At 70.4% G+C, this 21363-nt stretch carries 3 protein-coding genes; all 3 read right to left on the minus strand.

Annotation, left to right across the window (positions count from 1 at the left end):
* Window positions 1–101: 101 nt before the first annotated feature.
* The 3 genes from ACFQ9R_RS25540 to ACFQ9R_RS25550 all read right to left on the minus strand — a co-directional run bounded on the left by ACFQ9R_RS25540 (window position 102) and on the right by ACFQ9R_RS25550 (window position 21033).
* The gene (locus ACFQ9R_RS25540) at window positions 102–7625 is read right to left on the minus strand and encodes an amino acid adenylation domain-containing protein (protein ID WP_378993713.1); all 7524 of its coding nucleotides are present in this window, start codon (window positions 7623–7625) and stop codon (window positions 102–104) included.
* Window positions 7626–7766: 141 nt separating this feature from the next.
* A complete protein-coding gene (locus ACFQ9R_RS25545; protein WP_378993715.1) occupies window positions 7767–13670 on the minus strand; it encodes an amino acid adenylation domain-containing protein in 5904 nt (1967 codons plus the stop codon).
* 70 nt (window positions 13671–13740) lie between these two features.
* Window positions 13741–21033 carry an amino acid adenylation domain-containing protein gene (locus tag ACFQ9R_RS25550; protein ID WP_378993717.1) on the minus strand — a complete coding sequence of 2431 codons (7293 nt, stop codon included), beginning with the start codon at window positions 21031–21033 and terminating at the stop codon, window positions 13741–13743.
* Between the last annotated feature and the right edge of the window lie 330 nt (window positions 21034–21363).

A 21363-nucleotide genomic window follows, 5' to 3' on the forward strand; every position in this document is an offset into this window, starting at 1 on the left:
GAGTCGACTAGCCGTTGCCCGGTCATGCACACCTCGTACCGATACAGACGCGCACTGCCACTCATCCGCACCGCGCGCGGACCAGCCAGTGTTCGTTCCACCTATCCATCCATCCCGACCACCGCGCGCCGCTCGTGCGGCTGCCCGGTGTTGCCGATCATCTCACTGAGCGCGACAATCCTCGCACCTGTCCCGTCGCCGGGTTCGGCAACGGCCACCGCGGCCTCGGTGAACACATGGCTCACCTCGTCCGCACCCCCCTGGTCTGCCCCCATCACCAGCGTCGCGCCCGCGATCGCGGCCGCGACGATCTCGAGCACGCCCGCCACCGAATCAGGTCGGCCCGCCGCTCGCGTGCGTGATTCGAAGTTGAGCCCGGCGCGCTCGGCCACCTGCTCGGCCGCGGTCGCCAGCTCGTCGTAGCTCAGCGTGCGACCGCCGCCGGCGAAGGCCACGTCGTCGCCGCGCAGGGCACGGGTGCGGTGCGCGTAGCCGATCGGACGAGGTGATTCCGCGGCCAGTTCGGCGCGCAGCGCGGGGTCGGCCAGGTCGTACCAGTCCAGCCCGTCGGGGGCGTCGAGGATGTCGATGGTCAGGCCGAGTTTCACCTCGAGGTTGCTGCCCGGCGGGCGGGCGTCCATCGTCATCAGCGGCACCACCGCCGCGCCTGCCTTGAGCACCGCCCAGGTCGCGATCGCCGCGTCCACCCCTCGGTCGAGCCGCACCGCGACTCCCGTACCCGGACCGGCGCCGCGGGCGATCAACGAACGCGCCAATTGTGATGAGCGGGCATCGAACTCGGCGTAGGCGATCGCCGTTTCACCGAGCTCGAGCGCAGGTGCGTCCGGGTCTTCCTCCACGGCCGAGGCCAGTTCCTGTGCCAGCGCGGCACCGTTGGCCGACGGCACGGGGGCATAGGCCGCGGCCGTCAGCTCACGTTCGCGCTCGCTGGCGTCACGCAGGTCGATGTCGCCGACACGCACTGCGGGATCGGCGGCGACCGCGGTGACGATCTCGGTGAGCCCGCGTGCGAAGGCGGCGACGGTGTGTTCGTCGAAAAGGTCGGTGGCGTAGGTGAAGACGATGCCGATCTCATCGGGTTCGCCGGTCGCCGACAGGCGCGGTTCGATGTTGACCTGCAGGTCGAACTTGGCGGGCCGGGCCGCGAGGTCCATCGCCTCGATGGTGAGGCCCGGCAGGCGGAGCACGGGGGTCTCGTTGTTGTGGAAGGAGAGCACCACCTGGAACAGCGGGTTGTGCGACACGGTGCCGGTCGGGGCCACCTCCTCGACCACGCGCTCGAACGGCAGGTCGGCGTTGGCGAAGGCGGCCAGGCCGACTTCGCGTGCGGTGCTGACCAATTCGTCGAAACCGCGGCTGGGGTCGACCTCGGTGCGCAGGGTGAGGGTGTTGACGAACATGCCGACCAGGTCGTCGAGCTCGGGTTCACCCCGGCCGGCGATCGGGGTGCCGATCGCGATATCGGTGCTGCCGGAGATCCTGGCGAGCAGCACGGCCAGTGCCGCGTGCACGACCATGAACAGCGACGCGTTGTGCCTGCGGGCGATCTCGGCGAGGCGGACATGAACGTCGGCGGTCAGGGTGGTGCTCACATCGGCGCCGCGCAGCGAGGCGTGCGAGGGGCGCGGATGGTCGTGCGGCAGCTCGACCGTGCCCGCCTGCCCCGACAGCGTGTGCCGCCAGAACTCCAACTGCCTCGCGGCGGTGGAATTCTCGTCGGATTCCGAGCCGAGCACCTCGCGCTGCCACAGCGCGTAGTCGGCGTACTGCACGGGCAGTGGCGACCAGGCGGGTGAGCGTCCTTCGACGCGGGCCCGATAGGCGATCACGAGGTCACGGGCCAGCGGCGCGAGCGAAGCACCGTCGGCGATGATGTGCTGCACCACTACGGCGAGCACGTACTCTTCCTCCGCGAGCGGGTCCTCGGCGGGCGAGGTGAACAACCCGGCGCGCAGGGGAACTCGCTCGGCGACATCGAAACCGCCCGCGAGCAAACGCATCACCCGGTCACGTGGATCGTCGCATTCCTCCAGCGCGAGGCCGGTCGGCAGCACCGCGCTGACGGGCAGGATCTCCTGATACGGAACAGCGTCGGCGTCATCGGCCGGGAAACGGGTGCGCAGCGCCTCGTGCCGTTCGAGCACATCGGCGACGGCGTAGCGCAGCGCAGAGGTGTCGAGCGCGCCGCGCAACCGCAGGACCAGCGGGATGTTGTACGCCGGTGAGTCGGGGTCGATGCGGTTGAGCAACCACATCCGCTGTTGCGCGGGCGAGAGCGGAACGACGCCACGGTCCTGCGCCGGAATCAGCGGTGGCCGTGGCGCGGCCACCGAACCTGGGCGCACGCGGGCCGCGAGCGAGCCGACGGTGGGCGCCTCGAACAGGTCACGTACCACCAGGTCGGTACTCAGTGCCTGGTCGATGCGGGCGATGGCCCTGGTGGCCAGCAGCGAGTTGCCGCCGCGGTCGAAGAAGTTGTCGTCCAGACCGATCTCGGGCACGCCGAGCAGGGTCGCGAATACCTCGGCGACGCTGAGTTCGATGGGAGTGGTCGGCGCGCGGAAGGTGGTGGCGGCGGTGAACTCCGGTGCCGGCAGTGCCGCCCGGTCGAGTTTGCCGTTGGTGGTCATCGGTAGTTCCGCGACCACCACGACAGCGTCGGGAACCATGTATCCGGTGAGGAATTCGGCTACGGCCGCCCGCACCTCCACCGGGTCCAGACCCGCGACCACGCGAAGATCGGCGGGCGTGGAGTCGTCGTCGAACCCCGCGCCGCTGTCGCCACGTCCGAAGCGCGCGCCTACCGGCGGCTTCGGAAGTACGGTCGTGGGCGCGTCGTTCGGATCGACTACATCTGTCGCCGGGACGACATAGGCGATCAGCCGGTCTCCGGCGTGCTCGTCGGCGCGCACGATGACCGCGGACTGCCCGACGCCGGGCACCCGCAGCAGGGCTGCCTCGATCTCGCCCGGTTCGATCCGGAAACCACGCAGCTGCACCTGCTGGTCGCCGCGGCCGCCGTATTCGAGGGTGGGGGTGCCACGGAACCCGATCCAGCGACCGAGGTCGCCGGAGCGGTAGCGCCGGGCGCCCGGTTCACCGAACGGGTCGGCGACGAAGCGGGTGGCGGTGAGACCCGGCTTGCCGAGGTAGCCGCGCGAGAGCTGGTTGCCCGCGATGTAGAGCTCACCCGCCACACCGAACGGCACCGGACGCAGACGGTCGTCGAGGACGACCACCGACAGTCCGGGCAGCGCACGGCCGATGAGGCTGCCGGGCAGGTCGACGGCAGATCCGCCGATGTGGTCGGCGTCCACCGGCGCCCGGTCGGCGACGATGTCCGCCGTCCGCGCGGTCAGGACCTGGTGCGAGACATGGACGGTGGTCTCGGTGATGCCGTACATGTTGACGAGTTCCGGTGCGCCCGGCCCGTTTCCGTAGCGGTCGTACCAGCGGCTGAGCTTGCGGGGGTCGAGAGCCTCACCACCGAAGACCACGTACCGCACCGGCAGCGCGATGGCGCCCGCGGCCTGCGCGGCCCGGTCGGCTTCGTCGAGCTGGGCGAAGGCGGTAGGCGTCTGGCTCAGCACCGTCACGTGTTCACGGGCCAGCAGTTCGCGGAATTCGATCGGCGACCGGGAGGTCAGGTGGTCGACGACGACCACCGACGAACCGCCTGCCAGCGCGCACCACAGTTCCCAGACGGAGAAGTCGAAGGCGAAGGAGTGGAACACCGTCCACACGTCGTCCTCGTCGAAGGCGAACAGCAGCTGGGTGTTGGCGAACAGCTCGAGCACATTGCGGTGGGTGACGCCGACGCCCTTGGGCAGGCCGGTGGAACCCGAGGTGTAGATGACGTACGCGAGATGATCCGGGCGCAGCGGGGCACGGCGTTCATCGGGATGCAGCGGAGCGTCGCTGTAGACGGGCGGCTCGTCGAGCAACACCACGGGCAGATCCGCGAGCGGCGTCAGCAGTCCGTGCTCGGCCGAGGTGGTCAGCACCACAGCGGGTTTCGCGTCGTCGACGATGTAGGCCAGCCGCTGCGCCGGGTATCCGGAGTCGATCGGCAGGTAGCCCGCACCCGACAGCAGCACCGCGAGCAGCGCGACCGGCAGCTCCTCGGTGCGCGCAACGGCCACAGCCACCAGGGTTTCCGGGCCCGCGCCCTGCACGACGAGCGCGCGGGCCAGCGCCGATGCCCGACCGAGGAGGCCGGCGAAGGTGAGGGACCGCTCCCCCGCCCTGATCGCGATCGCCTCGGGACGCTGTTGCGCCTGGGCGGTGATCAGGTCGGTGAGCGTGACCTCGGGAACCGCGATGCCGGGCGAATAGCCCTCGCGCAGGACGAGTTCACGCTCGCCGGGGGCGAGCACGTCGATATCGCCGACCGGCTTGGCCGGGTCGGCCACCACCGCGGCGAGCACCCGCGTCCAGCGGTCGGCGAAGTCGGCGACCGTGGCGCGGTCGAAGAGGTCGGTGGCATAGACGAAGGTGGCCGCCAGGCCCTGCGGCGCGCCGTCGACGCCGATGTGTTCGGCGAGCTCCACCTGCAGATCGAACTTCGCCAGTGGCACCGTGAAGTCGGCGGCGGAGACGGCGAGGCCGGGCAACGCCAGGTCGGTGCGGGCCAGGTTCTGGAAGGTCAGCATCACCTGGAACAGCGGGTGCCGCGCGGTCGAACGCACCGGCTCCAGCAGGTCGACGAGCCGCTCGAACGGCACATCGGCATGTCCGAAGGCGGCCAGATCGCGTGCTCTGACCTCGGCGAGTAGCCCGCCGAAGTTCGTCGCCGGATTCACCTCGGTGCGCAGGACCAGGGTGTTGACGAACATGCCGATCAGCTCGTCGAGCGCCTGCTCGCCACGGCCGGCCACCGGGGTGCCGATCGCGATGTCGCGGGTGCCGGAGAGCCGGGCCAGCAGCATGGCCAGCGCGGTGTGCACCACCATGAACAGCGTGGCGTTGTGCTCGCGGGCCAGCGCGGACAGACCGGCGTGCACCGAGGCGGGGACCTGGACGCTCAACGACCCGCCCGCCCGGCTCGACACGGCGGGACGCGGCCGGTCGGTGGGCAGTTCGAGCTGTTCGGGCAAGCCGGACAGCGTCTTTCGCCAGAAGGCCACTTGCGCGGCGAGCAGCGAATCCGGGTCGTGCTCGGCGCCGAGCAGTTCGCGCTGCCACAGCGTGTAGTCGACGTACTGCACCGGCAGCGGCGGCCATTGCGGCGCGCCGCCACCGCGCCGTTCGGCGTAGGCGGTGAGCAGATCCCTGGTCAGCGGCGCGAACGAGAAGCCGTCGGCGGCGATGTGGTGCACCACGCAGACGACGACGTGCTCGTTGTCCGAGATCGCGAGCACCCGCACCCGCACCGGCGGCCCGGCGGTGACGTCGAAGCCGGTCAGCGCGGCAGCGCCGATCGCCTCGGTCAGGTCTTCCTCCGCCACCTCGACGATCTCGAACTCGGGCACCGCGGCAGGGTCGCCCGCCGCCAGCACCAGCTGGTGACCTTCGCCGTCGAGGACCGCGCCGTGGCCCTCCGCGCCGATACCGTCGGATACCGGGTAGACCGTGCGCAGAACTTCGTGGCGCGCGATCAGGTCGGCGATCGCGGCGCGCAGGGCGGGCAGGTCGAGGCGGCCGGAAAGGCGGACCGCGACCGGGATGTTGTCCACGGCCGACGTGGGGTCGAAGCGGTTGAGGAACCACATCCGCTGCTGGGCGTAGGACAGCGGGACCAGCTCGGGGCGCGGACGCGGCGTCAGCGGGAGCGCGTGGGCCGAAACACGGTGCTGCTCGGCTCGATTGGCGAGGGCGGCGACGGTCGGCGCCTCGAACACCGCCTGCACCGGCACCCGCACGTCCAGCGCGGCGCCGATGCGAGCCACCGCCTGCGCGGCGAGCAGCGAGTCGCCGCCCAGTTCGAAGAAGTCGTCGTCGGCGCCGACCCGGCCCGCGCCGTCACGCAGCAACAGGGCGGCGAACACGTCGGCCACCACCTGTTCGGCCGGGGTGGCGGGCGCGCGGAAACCGCGGGCGGAGAACACCGGCGTCGGCAGCGCGGCGCGGTCGAGCTTGCCGACCGAGGTCAGCGGCAGCTCGTCGAGGACCATGATGACCGACGGGATCATGTACGCGGGCAACGATTCCGCGAGGAATTCCGCCAGCGCGCCGGTGTCGATCGTGCGGCCGGCGCGCGGCAGCACGTAGGCGACCAGCGCGGTCGCGCCCGAGGGCATCGTTTTACCCAGCGTCACGGCGTAGTCGAGGTCGGGGTGCGCGGTGAGCGCGTTGTCGATCTCGCCGAGCTCGATCCGGAAGCCGCGCACCTTCACCTGGAAGTCGGTGCGGCCCAGGTATTCCAGCGTGCCGTCGTGTTCGAACCGGCGCACCAGATCACCGGTGCGGTACAGCCTGCCCGGCCCGAACGGCGAGGCGACGAAACGTTGCGCGGTGAGCCCCGGCCTGCCCAGATACCCCTGCGCGAGCGCGGGGCCGGAGAGATACAGCTCGCCGACCACTCCGGCGGGCACCGGCCGCAGGCGCGCGTCGAGCACGTACAAGCCCATGCCGGGCACCGCGTGGCCGATGGTGATCGGCGCGTGGGCCCGCAGCGCCGAGGTGCTGGTGGCGAGGATGGTCGCCTCGGTGGGGCCGTACCCGTTGTAGAACGCGCGCTCACCGGTTGCCCAGCGACCGACCAGTTCCGGGCCGAACCGGTCGCCCGCGACGATCACGGTCGACAGGTCCGGCAGCCCGGCCGGGTCGACGGACTCGAGCGCACCAGGGGTGATCAGCAAGTGGGTGATGCGTTCGCGGCGCAGCAGGTCCGACAGTTCGAAACCGCCGAACACGCGCGGCGGCGAAACCACCAGGGTCGCACCGGTAGCGAAGGCGAGCAGCAACTCGAGCACCGACACGTCGAAGTTCGGCGAGCAAACATGCAGCACCCGCGAATCGGGTTGCACGTCATAGTGTTCGCGCTCGGCGGCGACCAATGTGGCAAGCCCGGTGTGCGTCACCACGACGCCCTTCGGCTTACCGGTGGAGCCGGAGGTGTAGATGACGTAGGCCGGGTGCGCTTCGTCGATCGGGCGGACCCGATCGGCGTAGCTCACCGCGTGCCCCGGCCGCACGGCGATGCGCTCGGCGACCACCGGGTCATCGAGTTCGATCCAGTACGCGGTGGTACCGAGGCAGGCGCGATGGGCCGCGGTGGTCAGGCCGATGGTCGCGCCGGAGTCGGCGACGATATGGGCGATCCGGTCGGCCGGGTAGGCCGGGTCGATCGGCACGTACGCGGCACCGGTCTTGGCGATGGCCCACACCGCGAGCACGGATTCGATCGAGCGGGCGATGGCGATCGCGACGACATCGCCCGCGCCCATCCCCCGGTCGATGAGTTCACGTGCCAGGCGCGAGGATCGCTCGTCGAGCTCCCGATATGTGAGGTGTTGTTCCGCGCCGGGCATCCCGGTGGGGTTGTAGCGCAGCGCGATCGAATCGGCCGCGGATTCGACGGCGGCCGTGAGCAGCTGACCGAACAACGGTGCGCCGGTAGTACGTCGGCGACCGGCACGGCCCGTGCGGCGGGGGGTTTCCACAGACCTATACACCTCTCGCGTCCGGCGGCCGAGTCGGACACAGCATAGCCACACCTACATAGCCGCTGCCGACCGTCGCCGAGGTGTGCGCCACGACACACCAACTCTATCGCAACAGAATCGTAATGCCCATGTAGTCCGTTACGGACGTGTATCGCCGGATCCATCCGCACCCGCGACGACCTGCGCAATTGCCGGTCCGGACGTGGCTACCGCCACAGCGGAGAGCATCTCCTGGTGGGTGGCCTCGACCGGGTGGTCAGCAATGATCCCGCTGACGAACGGGCGCCATCGCGAGGCCCCGTCCCCCAGCTTTTGGGGGGTCCGCAGGGCGGTGAAATAGGTCAGATCACCGTCGAATCGTGCGGGTTCGAGCTCGGTGAGAAGCGCCACCGAGCGCAGTGCGCCGCGGTACATGCCCACGAACTGCACGCGCGAGATCGGCGTGTCCGCAGCGAGTGTTGTGTGCAGTGATTCCAGTGCCTCGTCGCCGAGCTCGGTGAGTTGGCTGGGCAGTTGCCGCTCGGGTATGCCGAGTTCGGTGAGCACGTGCCGCAATTCGGTGGCGAAATCGGCGAGTGCGGCGCCGGGGAGGCTGTCGAGCATCGTCAACGACGCCACCGTCTCGCCCTCGGCTTGCAGGCGGGTCGCCACGGCCTGCGCCAGCACGCCGCCGAGGGACCAGCCGAGCAGCTGATAGGGGCCATGGGGCTGGACGCCGCGGATCTCGGCCAGGTAGCGGTCGACCAGCTCCTCGGCCGAGGCGGGCCGGAATTCCGGATCGCTCAGCGCCGGCGACTGGATGCCGACCACGGGCTGATCCTCGGGCAGGTGCGGCACCAGGCTCGCGTAGGCCCACGCCAGACCCGAGACCGGGTGCACACAGATCAGCGGCGGACGGGTGCCGCGGCGGGCGATCGGCAGCACGACCGCGAGTGCGGCTTCGAGGTCGGCCGCGCCTGCGGGGCCGTCGCTGATTCTGGTAGCGAGACCGGCGACGGTCGGGTCGGCGAAGAACGCGGCGACGGTGAGCTCCACGCCGGTGTGTTCGCGCAGGTGGTGCACGACACGGGTGGCCAGCAGCGAGTTGCCGCCGAGCGCGAAGAAATCGTCGTCGAGGCCGGGGTTGCGCGCGCCGAGGACCTCGGTGAAGACGGCGGCTACGGCGATCTCGTGCTCGGTCCCGGGCGCGCGGTAGCGGCGGGGTTCGAGCACCGGCGCCGGAAGGGCGGCCCGGTCGAGCTTGCCGTTCGCGTTCAGCGGGAGGCGGTCGAGCACGACGAAGGCCGAGGGGACCATGTAGGACGGGAGCACCTGCGCCACCGCGGCTTTGGCCTGCGCGGTGGTGAGCGCCCCGCCGGGCGCGGGGACGACATAGGCAACCAGCCGGTCACCGAGTTGCGGGTCGGTCGTGGCGACGACCGCCGCCTGGGCGATCTGCGGTGCGGCGAGCAGGGCCGCTTCGATCTCGCCGAGTTCGATGCGGAATCCGCGGATCTTGACCTGGAAGTCGGTGCGACCGCGATAGTCGAGTTCGCCGTCAGCGGTCCAGGCGACGAGATCACCGGTGCGGTACATGCGGGCGCCGAGCTCGGAGAACGGGTCGGCGACGAAGCGGTCCGCGGTGAGGTCGGGTCGGCCGAAATACCCGCGGGCGAGCTGCGCGCCCGCCAGATACAACTCTCCCGCGACACCTACCGGGACCGGACGCAGACGGGCGTCGAGGACGTAGACCCGGCTGTTCCATTCGGGCCGGCCGATCGGGACCGTGGTGCGATCGGCGGTGGTGACGCGGTGGTCGGTGATGGAGACCGCGGCCTCGGTCGGGCCGTACAGGTTGTGTAGCGCCGCTGGGTTCGTCGCCAGGAAACGCTGGGCGGTGGCGGCGGGGAGCGCCTCGCCGATGGCGAGTACGCGCCGCAGCGAATTCGGCAGGACACCGGCGGATTCGGTGAGCAGCGCATCGAGCATCGACGGCACCACGTGCAGGGTGGTCACCGAGTGCGCGGCGAGCACGCGGAGCAGGTAGGCGGGGTCGCGATGGCCTTCTGGAGCGGTGATCACCAGGCGGCCACCGCAGATCGCGGCCGACCAGAATTCCCAGACCGACAGGTCGAAGGTGGCGGCGGTCTTCAACAGGACCGAGTCATCGGGGCCCAGGCCGAATGCTGCTGTCTTCCACTGCAACTGGTTGACGATGGCGGCGTGCGAGACGGCGACGCCCTTCGGCTTGCCGGTCGAGCCGGAGGTGAAGATGACGTAGGCGGTGTTCCCTGAGCGCAACACACCGATGCGCTCGCTCGCCGCGATCGGGGCGGCTGACACCGCCGACAGCTCCAGGGTGTCGACGGCGATCACCGGTGCGCTCCGTGTCGCGTCGACGCCGGCGGTGAAACCGTCACGCGTGGTGGTCAATACGCAGGTCGGGGCAGCGGTCGCGAGCACATGCGATACCCGATCGGCGGGCTGGCCGGGATCGACGGGAACGTAGGCGGCGCCCGCCTGCGTCACCGCGTACATGGCGACGACCAGCTCGGTCGAGCGTCGCATCGCCAAGGCGACCCGGTCCTCGACACCGACGCCCTGCGCGATGAGGTGTCGCGCCAGCTGATTCACGCGGGCCGCGAAGTCACGATAGGTGAGCGCGGCGCCCTCGACGTCGACGAGCGCCACACCGTCCGGGTTCGCGGCGGCGGTGTCGGCGAACAGGGCAGGCAGCGTCGTGGCCGGGGTGGCATGGCCGGTCGCGTTCCAGTCGTGCAGGATTCGCGCACGCTCGGCATCGGAGAGCAGGTCGATCTCGCCGACGGGACGGCCCGGCGATGCGGCGATCGCGGTGAGTACTCGCGCGAAGCGCTCCGCGTAGGACTGTGCGGTCGACTCGTCGAAAAGGTCCGTGGCATAGGTGAACACGCCGCTGATCCCCAGCGCCACGCCGTCACTGTCGTAGCCGTCGGCGACGATGGCGTGCAGATCGAACTGGGACACTGCGAGATCCACGTCGACGCCCTCGACCGCGGTCTCGCCGAGTTCGAGGCCGGAGCGGCTGAGGTTCTGGAAGGACAGGCCGACCTGGAACAGCGGGTGGCGGGCAGTGGAGCGGGCGGGGTTGATCGCCTCGACCAGTCGCTCGAACGGCAGGTCCGCGTTCGCGAAGACCTGGAGGTCGGTATCGCGCTGGCGGGCGAGCAGTTCGGTGAACGACTCACCGGTTCGCAGCGTGGTGCGAAAGACCAAGGTGTTGACGAACATGCCGATCAGGTCGTCGAGCGCGGCCTCGCCACGACCCGCGACGGGCGTACCGACCGCCAGATCGTCGGTGCCCGCGAGCCTGGCCAGCGTCACCGCGAGGGCGGTGTGCACGACCATGAACAGCGTCGCGCCCTGATTGCGCGCCACCGCCAGGAGGGCGCGGTGGGTGTCGGCGTCGACCTCGATCGGGACGCGACCGCCGGCGAAGGACTGCACGGCGGGACGCGGCCGGTCGGCGGGCAGGTCGAGCTGGTCGGGCAGCCCGGCCAGCGCGCCACGCCAGTAGGCGAGCTGGGCCGAGGCCAGCGATCGCGGGTCGTCCTCGCTGCCGAGCAAGGCCCGCTGCCACAGCGCGTAGTCGGCGTACTGCACGGCCAACGGCGCCCACTCCGGCGCGTCACCCGCCGAGCGGGCCGCGTAGGCGAGCATGAGATCCCTGGTGAGCGGGGCGAGTGAGGACCCGTCACCGGCGATGTGGTGCACGACCACCGCGAGCACCGCTTCGTCGCCACCGAGCTCGAACAACGCGACCCGCAACGGCACCTGGCCGCGCACGTCGAACCCCGACGAACCGAACTCGCGCATGGCGGCGTCGAGCTGCTCGGGCGCGATCGAGCACACCTCTAGCCGCGGCGTCGCCTCGGTGCCGGCCAGGATCTGCTGGATCGGCCCGTCGTCGGTCTCGGGGTAGATCGTGCGCAGGGTTTCGTGCCGGGCGACGAGGTCGGCCACGGCGGCGCGCAGAGCTTCGACATCGATGGCACCGTGCAGCCGCACCGCCATCGGGATGTTGTAGGCGACCGATCCCGGGTCGAACTGGTTGAGGAACCACATCCGCTGCTGGGCCAGCGACAGCGGAATCCGTGCGGGCCGCTCCCCGGCGGTCAGCGCGGGACGTGCACCCGCACCGGCAGATTCGGCGAGTCGCCGGGCCAGCGTTTCCACCGTCGACGCCTCGAACAGCAGCCGGACCGGAAACTCGGTGTCCAGCGCGGCGCCGAGGCGGGCGGCGACCTGGGTGGCCATCAGCGAGTTGCCGCCGAGGGCGAAGAAGTCGTCGTCGAGGCCGAGCTGCGTGTCGCCGAGGTCGAGCACCTGAACGAAGGTGCCTGCCACGATCTCCTCGACCGCCGTTGTGGGAGCCCGGAATTCGGCGTGTTCGAGGATCGGTGCGGGCAGCGCCCTTCGGTCGAGCTTGCCGACCGGGGTGAGCGGAATGGTGTCGAGTGCCATCAGCACGGTCGGCACCATGTGCGCGGGCAGGCTGCGCTCGGCGAAGGCGGTGAGCGCGGCGTGGTCGACGGTCGCGCCCGGGGCCGCGTGCACGTAGGACACCAGAATGGTGGCGCCGCTGTCGAGTTCGTGGCCGATGGTGGCGGCGAAGTCGAGGCTCTCGTGGGCCGAGAGCACCGCGTCGATCTCGCCGAGTTCGATGCGGAAACCACGGATCTTGACCTGGAAGTCGTTGCGGCCCACATAATCCAACACGCCATCGGCGGTCCAGCGGACCAGATCACCGGTGCGGTAGAGGCGAGAACCGGCCGGGTCGAACGGATTCGCGACATAGCGAGAGGCGGTGAGGGCGGGGCGGGCGTGGTAGCCGCGGGTCAGCTGGGCGCCGGTGATGTAGAGCTCGCCGGTGACGCCGGGCGGAACGGGGCCGAGCCGGTCGTCGAGGACGTATTCGGCGACCCCGTTGATCGGGCCGCCGATGGTCATCGGGTCGCCCGGTTTCAGCGGCACACTGATGTTGGTGACGATGGTCGTCTCGGTGGGCCCGTACACGTTGTGGAATTCGCGCAGGGTGCCATCGGCGAGGAGAATCGCCCAGCGCCGCAGCAGATCCGGCGCAACCGCCTCGCCGCCGACCGCCACCACCCGGAAGTCGTCGAGCCCGTCCGGGTCGATCGAGGCCAGCGCGGCCGGAGTGATGAACGCGTGGCTCACCCGTTCCCGCCGCAGCAGCGCGGCCAGATCGTCGCCGCCGTACACACTCGGGTCCACGATCACCATCGTGGCGCCCGCGCCGATCGCCAGCAGCAGCTCCAGCAGCGACGCGTCGAAGGATGGCGACGCGAAATGCAGCGTGCGCGACGTGGATTCGACACCGTAATGCCGACGCTGCTCCTCGCTGAACCCCGCGAGCCCGGCCTGCGTCACCGCGACGCCCTTGGGCAGGCCGGTGGAGCCGGAGGTGTAGATGAGGTAGGCGAGATCCTCGGCCCGCACCGGACGAAGCCGGTCGGCGGAGGTGATCGCCTCGCCGGAGAGGCTGTCGAAAGGGTCCGCCTGGTCGGTGCCGTAGCGCCGGCCACCCGCAGGCCGAGCGCCGTTGTCGTGCGTGTCGCCGGTCGGCTCGGCGTCGAGTCGGAGCCATTGCACCTGGACCGGAAGTCCGTCGGCGACGGCCGCGACGGTCAGTCCGAAGACCGCGCCGGAGTCGGTGACCATGTGCGCCACCCGATCCGGGGGGTAGTTCGGGTCGACGGGGACGAAGCCCGCACCGGTCTTGGTGACGGCCCAGACGGCGAGGACCGATTCGATGGAGCGCGGGATTCCGATGGCTACCAGGTCGCCCGCGCCGATGCCACGACCGATCAGGAAGCGGGCGATGCGGTTCGACCGCTCGTCGAGTTCGGCGTAGGTGAGGCTGCCGAGGGTGCGGGCGGCGTCGGCGAGGACGACCGCGAGACCGTCGGGGTTGGTCTCGACCGCGGTGGCCAGCAGCTGTGCCAACGCGGTGACGCGCGGGCGACGCGTACGAACCGGTCGGGTTCTTGCCGGTCGTGTCATAGCTGTTCCACCTCACCCATCACCGAAACTTGTTGTCCCGCAGCGGGGCCCCCCGCACCGCGGGCGCCGCTCACGCCACCGGGGCGCGCAGATCTCCGAGTACCAGCACTGCCTCGGCCGCCCCCGGATTGCCCGGTGCGGCATCATCGGCGATCAGCGCCTGCAGATCACCGAGCTCGGCGGTATCGAGCGCCTCGATCCCCACCCGGTCACCGAACAAATGGGTTACCCACTCCTCGGCCAGTGACGCCGACAATCCGTTGGCTACCCCGATGTCCGCGACACCGGGCACCAGCACCATCGACGCGCCCGCAACGCCCGCGGCCACCGGCTCGACCAGCGCCGTGAAGCTGTCGACGGAGCCGTGGCCGAAGGTGCGGGCTTCGAAGGTCAGGTCGGTGTCGGCGCGCACCTGCGCACCCGCCGTGGCGAGTTCGTCGTAACTGCGGGTGCCGTCGGCGCCGACAAAGGCCGGGTCACCGCCGCGCAGAGCTCGGGTGCGGTCGGCGTAGGTGACCGGGCGAGCGGACTGTGTGGACAGTTCGGTCTTGATCGCCGGGTCGTCGAGCGAGATCCAGTCGACGCCGCGAGGTTCGCCGACGGTGATACTCAGTTTCGCGGCGGGTTCGGCGGGCGACTCGGTGCCGGTCACCGGGACCACGGCCGCGCCTGCCTTGAGGATCGCCCAGACCGCGACGGCCCAGTCGACGCCACGCGGAAGATCGACGGCCACACCGTCTCCCGGCCCGAAGCCGCGCCCGATCAGCAGCCGGGCCAGGCGGGCGGAGCGGGCGTCGAGCTGCTCGTAGGTCAGCGCGTCGTCGCCCCAGACGAGCGCGGGGCCCTCGGGGTCGTCCTCGGCGGCGGCGGTGAAAGCCTGCGCCAGAGTGGTGCCGCCCGACGGGGTGCTCGGCGCGGGCGCCTTGGCCGCGCCGGCGAGCAGCCGGGTGCGTTCGGACTCGTCGAGGATGTCGATGTCGCCGATCCGGATCTGCGGGTCGGCGGCGACGGCGGTCAGGATGCGGGCGAAGCGGGCGCCGATGCTGCGCACGGTGGCCTCGTCGAACAGGTCGGTGGCGTAGTTGAACAGCGTCACCAGCTCGTCGGGATCACCGGCGGCGGTGAAGCGCGGTTCGACGTCCACCTGCAGGTCGAACTTGGCGGCGATCGCGGTGTCCAGCGCGTTCACGGTGAGGCCGGGCAGTTCGAGCGCGGCCGCCTCGTTGTTGCTGAAGGTGAGCGCCACCTGGAACAGCGGGCTCTGCGCACTGCCTCGTCCGGGCGCGACGACCTCGGCGACCCGCTCGAACGGCAGGTCGGCATTGGCGAACGCGCCGAGGTCGGTCTCCCGCGCCACGTCCACGGCCTCGTCGAAGGAACCGGCCGGATCGAGGGTGGTGCGCAGGGTCAGGGTGTTGACGAACATGCCGACCAGCTCGTCGAGCGCCCGCTCACCGCGCCCGGCGACAGCGGTGCCGATGGCGATGTCGGATGTGCCCGACAAGCGTCCGAGCAGCACGGCCAGCGCCGCGTGCACGACCATGAACAGCGACGACTTGTGCTCGCGTGCCAAGTGATTGAGGGCGGCGTGCACCTCGGCAGGCAACCGCAGCTCGGACGTGGCGCCGCGCAGGGTCGGCACCGAGGGCCGCGGGCGGTCCTGCGGCAGTTCCAGCAGCGGTGGCACGTCGGCCAGCTGGTTGCGCCAGTAGTCGAGCTGGGCGGCGGCCAGGGATTCGGGCTGCTCGTCGTCGCCGACGACCGCCCGCTGCCACAGCGCGAAGTCCGCGTACTGCACTTCCAGCGGCGTCCACGCCGGGCTCTGGTGCGCGGCACGAGCCACGTAAGCGGTCATCAGATCGCGGGCGAGCGGGGCCAAGGACGCGCCGTCGGCCGAAATATGGTGCACCACGACAACGAGCAGCCACTCGGCCGAAGTCCCGTCGGTGAGCAATCGCGCACGCAGCGCAACCTCACGCGTCACATCGAAACCGGCACCGGCCAATTCGCCCGCACGAGTGAGGACATCGGTGGTCGTCTCGACCTGGAGCCCCTCGGGCAGCACATCGGCCACGGAGAGAATCTCCTGGAAAGCCCTGCCGTCGGACACCGGGAAGTAGGTGCGCAGCGACTCGTGTCTGCCGAGCACGTCGGTGACCGCGGCGCCGAGGGCGGCGATGTCGAGCTCACCGGTGAGGCGGATCGCGAAGGGGATGTTGTAGGAGCCCGAGGCGGGGTCGACCTGGTTGACCACCCACATGCGCTGCTGAGCCAGCGACAGCGGAATGCGCTGTGGCCGTTCGGCGGCGACCAGCGGCGGTCGGGCAGCGGCACCGCTCGCCGCACCGACGCGCGCGGCCAGGGCCGACACGGTGGGCGTCTCGAACAGGTCGCGGATGGCGAGGTGGGCGTCGAGCGCCTCGTTGATGCGGGCGATCGCCCGGGTGGCGAGCAGCGAGTTGCCGCCGAGCGCGAAGTAGTCGTCGTCGGCGCCGACGCGGGCCATGCCGAGCAGTTCCGCGAAGACCCCGGCGACGATCTCCTCGGCGGGGCTGACAGGAGCGCGGAATTCGCCCGCGGTGAACGCGGGGGCGGGCAGCGCCTTGCGGTCGAGCTTGCCGCTCGGATTCAGCGGGAAGCCGTCCAGCACCGTGACGACGGTCGGAACCATGTAGGTGGGCAGCGAGTCCGCCACGGCCGTACGCAGCGCCGCGGGGTCGGGCTCCTCGCCGGGCCGCGCCACCACATACGCCACCAGGTGCTGGCCGGACGCGGTGTCGAGTACCAGGGCCACGGCCTGGCTGATCGCCTCCTGGGCGAGCAGGGCGGTCTCGATCTCACCGAGCTCGATGCGCTGACCGCGGAACTTCACCTGGAAGTCGGTGCGGCCCAGGTATTCCAGCGCGGGCTCGGCCGAGGATCCACCCCAGCGGACGAGGTCGCCGGAGCGGTACATCCGCGCGCCGGGCTCGAAGGGGTTGGCCACGAACCGATCCGCGGTCAGACCTGGACGGGCGACATAGCCGCGCGCGAGCTGGTCACCGGCGAGGTACAGCTCGCCGACCACTCCGGCAGGCACCGCGCGCAGGCGTGAATCCAGCACGTAGACACGGGTATTCCATTCCGGCACGCCCATCGGCACCGACCCGCGATCGGAATCGCTTGCGGGCCATCGCGTCACGGTGACAGCAGCCTCGGTGGGCCCGTACAGGTTGTGCACCCCGGCCGTGGACACGCGGGCCACGTCGGCCACGGTCTCGGTGGGCAGCGCCTCACCGGCGGCGAACACCGCCCGCAGGCTCGGAATCGAACCGGCGGTGGTGTGCGCGGCGAAGACCGACAGCATCGACGGCACGAAGTCGGTGAGCGTCACGCCCTGTGCCGCGATCGTTTCGGCGAGGTACAGCGGGTCGCGATGTCCGTCGTGGGTCGACACGACCAGCTTCGCGCCGGTCCGCAGCGGCAGGAAGTAACCCCACAGCGACACGTCGAACGTGGCGGGCGTCTTCTGCAGATACACATCCGACGGGCCGATCCCGTACTCGGCGCCCATGTAGACCATCTGGTTGACGATCGCCGCATGCGACACCGCCACACCCTTGGGACGCCCGGTGGAACCGGAGGTGAAGATGACATAGGCCGGGTTCTCGGGCCGGACCGGCCGAGCCGGCTCGACAGGCGCGCCCGAGAACTCTTCGAGCACAACGGAATCCACCAGGATCACCGGCACACCCGCGGGCACCTCGATCGCGTCCGCGGTGGTGCTCAGCACAGCGGCGGGCGCGGCGGTCTCGAGAATGTGGGCGATGCGATCGGCCGGATGGTCCGGGTCGATCGGCACATACGCACCACCTGCGGTCACGATCGCGTACATCCCGACCACCAGATCGAGCGAGCGCCGAACCGCGAGGCCGACCAGGGATTCGGGACCGACGCCGTGGGTCACCAGCAGCCGGGCGAGCCGGTTGACCCGCTCGTCGAACTCCCGATAGGTCAGCTCGGCGCCCTCGTACGCGACAGCGACAGCATCGGGGTGCTCGGCCACCGCACGTCGATAGCCGTCGAGCAACAGTTCCGGCGCGAGGTCGCGGCGAGTGTCGTTCCACTGCACCAGGATCCGGTCCAGCTCGGCGGGCTCCAGAAGCTCGATCGCACCGAGCGGCGCGGCGGGCGCGGCGACGATCGCGGCCAGCAACCGCTGGAATCGATCGGCGAACCCGGCGACGGTCTCGGCGTCGAACAGATCGGTGGCGTAGGTGAGCCCGACCGCGATGCCGTGCGGCGCACCGTGGCGATCGGTGTCCTCCACCATCTCGAACTGCAGGTCGAACTTGGCGAACGGAATGGTCATCTCGACGCCCGCGACGGTCAGACCGGGCAGTTCCAGTGCCGTGCGCGCCATGTTCTGGAAGGCGAGCATCACCTGGAACAGCGGGTGCCGCGCGGTCGAACGGGCCGGGTCGAGCAGCTCGACCAATCGCTCGAACGGCACATCGGCGTGACCGAAGGCCGCGACGTCGACCGCGCGAGTCGAGGCGAGCAGCTCTTCGAAGCTGCCCGCCGGGTCGACCTCGGTGCGCAGTACCAGGGTGTTGACGAACATGCCGATCAGGTCGTCGAGGGCGGCGTCACCACGACCCGCGACGGGGGTGCCGATGGCGATGTCGGTGCTGCCCGACAGCCGGGCCAGCAGCGCCGACAGCGCGGCGTGCACCACCATGAACAACGTCGAATTATGGGCGCGCGCGATCTGATCCAACCCGGCGTGCACCTCGGCCGGGATGCGGAAGTCCAGGCTCGCACCACGGTAGGAGGCGGTGGCGGGCCGCGGCCGGTCGGTGGGCAGCTCGAGCTGGTCGGGCACACCGGCGAGCTGGGTGCGCCAGAAGTCGATCTGCTGGGTCAGGATCGACTCCGGGTCGTCCTCGGTCCCGAGCACGGCCCGCTGCCATAGCGTGAAATCGGCGTACTGGACGGCCAATTCGGGCCAGCCCGGCGCGTTACCCGCGCTGCGCTGGACGTAGGCGGTCATCAGGTCGCGGGTGAGCGGGCCCATCGACACACCGTCACCGGCGATGTGGTGCATCACGCAGACCAGCACGTGCTCGGTCGCGCTCAGTCGCAGCAGCCGCAGGCGCAGCGGCGGCGCGACGGTGACATCGAAGCCCGCGCTGACGGTCTCGGTGACCAGGGCGGCGATCGCGTCCTCGCCTGCCTCGTCGGCCGCCAGAGCGGGCACGGCGCGCGGGTCCGACAGCGGCAGCACCAGCTGCGTGCCGACCCCGTCGACCGGCGGATACATCGTGCGCAGCACCTCGTGGCGGGCCACCAGGTCGGTAACCGCGACACGCAATGCGTCGACATCGAGCGCGCCCGACAGGCGCACCGCGATCGGCATGTTGTTCACCGCGCTGGCCGGATCGAACTGGTTGAGGAACCACATCCGCTGCTGGGCGAACGACAGCGGAATCGAGTCGGGGCGCTGCTGCGCGACCAGCTCGTGGCCGGAACCGGTGCCGATATGACGTTCGACGCGTTCGGCCAGCCCCGAGACCGTGCTGACCTCGAACAGCACCTGCACCGGAATCCGGGTGTCGAGCGCGGCGCCGAGGCGCGTGGCGGCCTGCGCGGCCAGCAGCGAGTTGCCGCCGAGCTCGAAGAAGTCGTCGTCGGCACCGACCCGGATCTCGTCCGGCGCACCGGCGGTCAGCAGATCGGCGAAGATGTCGGCCACCACCTGCTGCACCGGAGTCACCGGCGCGCGGAACTCGCGCACCGCGAAAACAGGCTCGGGCAACGCCTTTCGGTCCAGCTTGCCCACCGGCGTCAGCGGGATCCGATCCAGCACCATGATCGCGGCCGGAATCATGTAGCCGGGCAACGATTCCGCGAGGAACGCGTCGAGCGTGGTCACCTCGAGCGTCGCGCCGGAGCGGGGCATCACATACGACACCAGCGCTGTCACACCGGAGGGCAGAGTCTTGCCGAGAGTGGCCGCGAAGTCGATGTCGGGGTGTGCGGTGAGCGCGTTGTCGATCTCACCGAGCTCGATCCGGAAGCCGCGGATCTTCACCTGGAAGTCCGAGCGCCCCATGTACTCGATGACGCCGTCGCCGGATTCGCTGCGCCGCACCAGGTCTCCGGTGCGGTACAGGCGCGCGTTCGCGTCACCGGACTCGGCGCCGAACGGGCTGGCGACGAAACGTTCCGCGGTCAGCGCGGGGCGGTTCAGGTAACCCTGTGCCAGCGCGGGACCCGACAGATACAGCTCGCCGATCACGCCCGCGGGCACCGGCCGCAGCCGCGAATCCAGCACGAACGCACCGACACCGGCGATCGCGGCACCGATCGTCACCGGCGCGGCCGGATCCATCGGCGCGGTGCTGCTGGCCAGGATGGTGGCCTCGGTGGGGCCGTAGCCGTTGTAGAACTCACGCTCGCCCACGGCCCAGCGACCGACCAGTTCCGGACCGAACTTGTCACCGGCGACGACCACCACGCGCAGGTCGTCCAGGTCCGCCGGATCCACCGATTCCAGCGCGCCCGGGGTGATGAGCATGTGCGAAACCTGTTCGCGGCGCAGCAGATCCGCGAGCTCGAAACCACCGAACACACCGGGCGGCGCGATCACCAGGGTGGCGCCCGCGGAGAAGGTGAGCAGCAGTTCGAGCACCGACACGTCGAAGTTCGGCGAACACACGTGCAGCACGCGCGAGTCGGCGGCGACGCGGTAGTGCGCGCGCTCGGCGGCGACCAGACCGGCCAGACCGGTGTGGGTCACCACGACGCCCTTGGGCTTGCCGGTGGAACCCGAGGTGTAGATCACGTAGGCCGGGTGCCGCTCGTCGAGGGTGCGGATCCGGTCGGTGTAGGAGATCGGGTGCGCGGGCTGGGCCGCGATCGTGGTGGCCGTCTCGGCGTCGTCGAGCTCGAGCCAGGGCAGCGCCGTACCGAGCACGTCGCGATGCGCGGCGGTGGTGAGCCCGAGCACCGCGCCGGAGTCGGACACGATGTGCGCGATGCGGTCGGCCGGGTAGTTCGGGTCGACCGGGACGTAGGCGGCGCCGGTCTTGGCGATCGCCCACACCGCGAGCACGGAGTCGATCGACCGGGCGATGCCGATGGCGACGACGTCGCCGGGGCCGATCCCGCGAGCGATGAGCGCGCGGGCCAGCTGCGAGGACTGCTGATCGAACTCGGAATAGCTGAGCTGACGCTGGTCGGCCGGGTCACCGGACGGGTTGAACCGGACCGCGACCCGATCGGCGGCCGATTCGACCGCTCCCGTCAGCAACTGCCCGAATGTCGGACTGCTCGACCGGCGACGGCGATTACCGCGGGCAGAACGACGGGCAGTTTCCATTCGAGTTCATTCACCTCTCATCGCGTCTGCACGTGCGGCTGCCCCGCATCGCGCAGATCGAGTCATCATATAGACCGGCCGCATAATGTCCGAGTCAGCGTGCCCCCGGTGCTCGGGGCCCAGAGGACTATCGGCACGGCCCCGGAACGTGTTGCCCCCACCAACGGCAAAGTGACGGGGTTCATAAGAACCACCGTCACTCGCTAACGCTGTCAGAGCACACCGCGTACCCCGACCCCTAGGGAGGGGCGCCGCGTAGCGGCGGTTCGCGGCCGTCCCGTCGATCAGGTGCCGTTGCGTAGGCGACGAAGGAGCAAGCAACGGTGCCTG

This window comes from Nocardia sp. NPDC056541 (genome assembly GCF_042794235.1).
In the GTDB taxonomy this organism is placed as follows: domain Bacteria; phylum Actinomycetota; class Actinomycetes; order Mycobacteriales; family Mycobacteriaceae; genus Nocardia.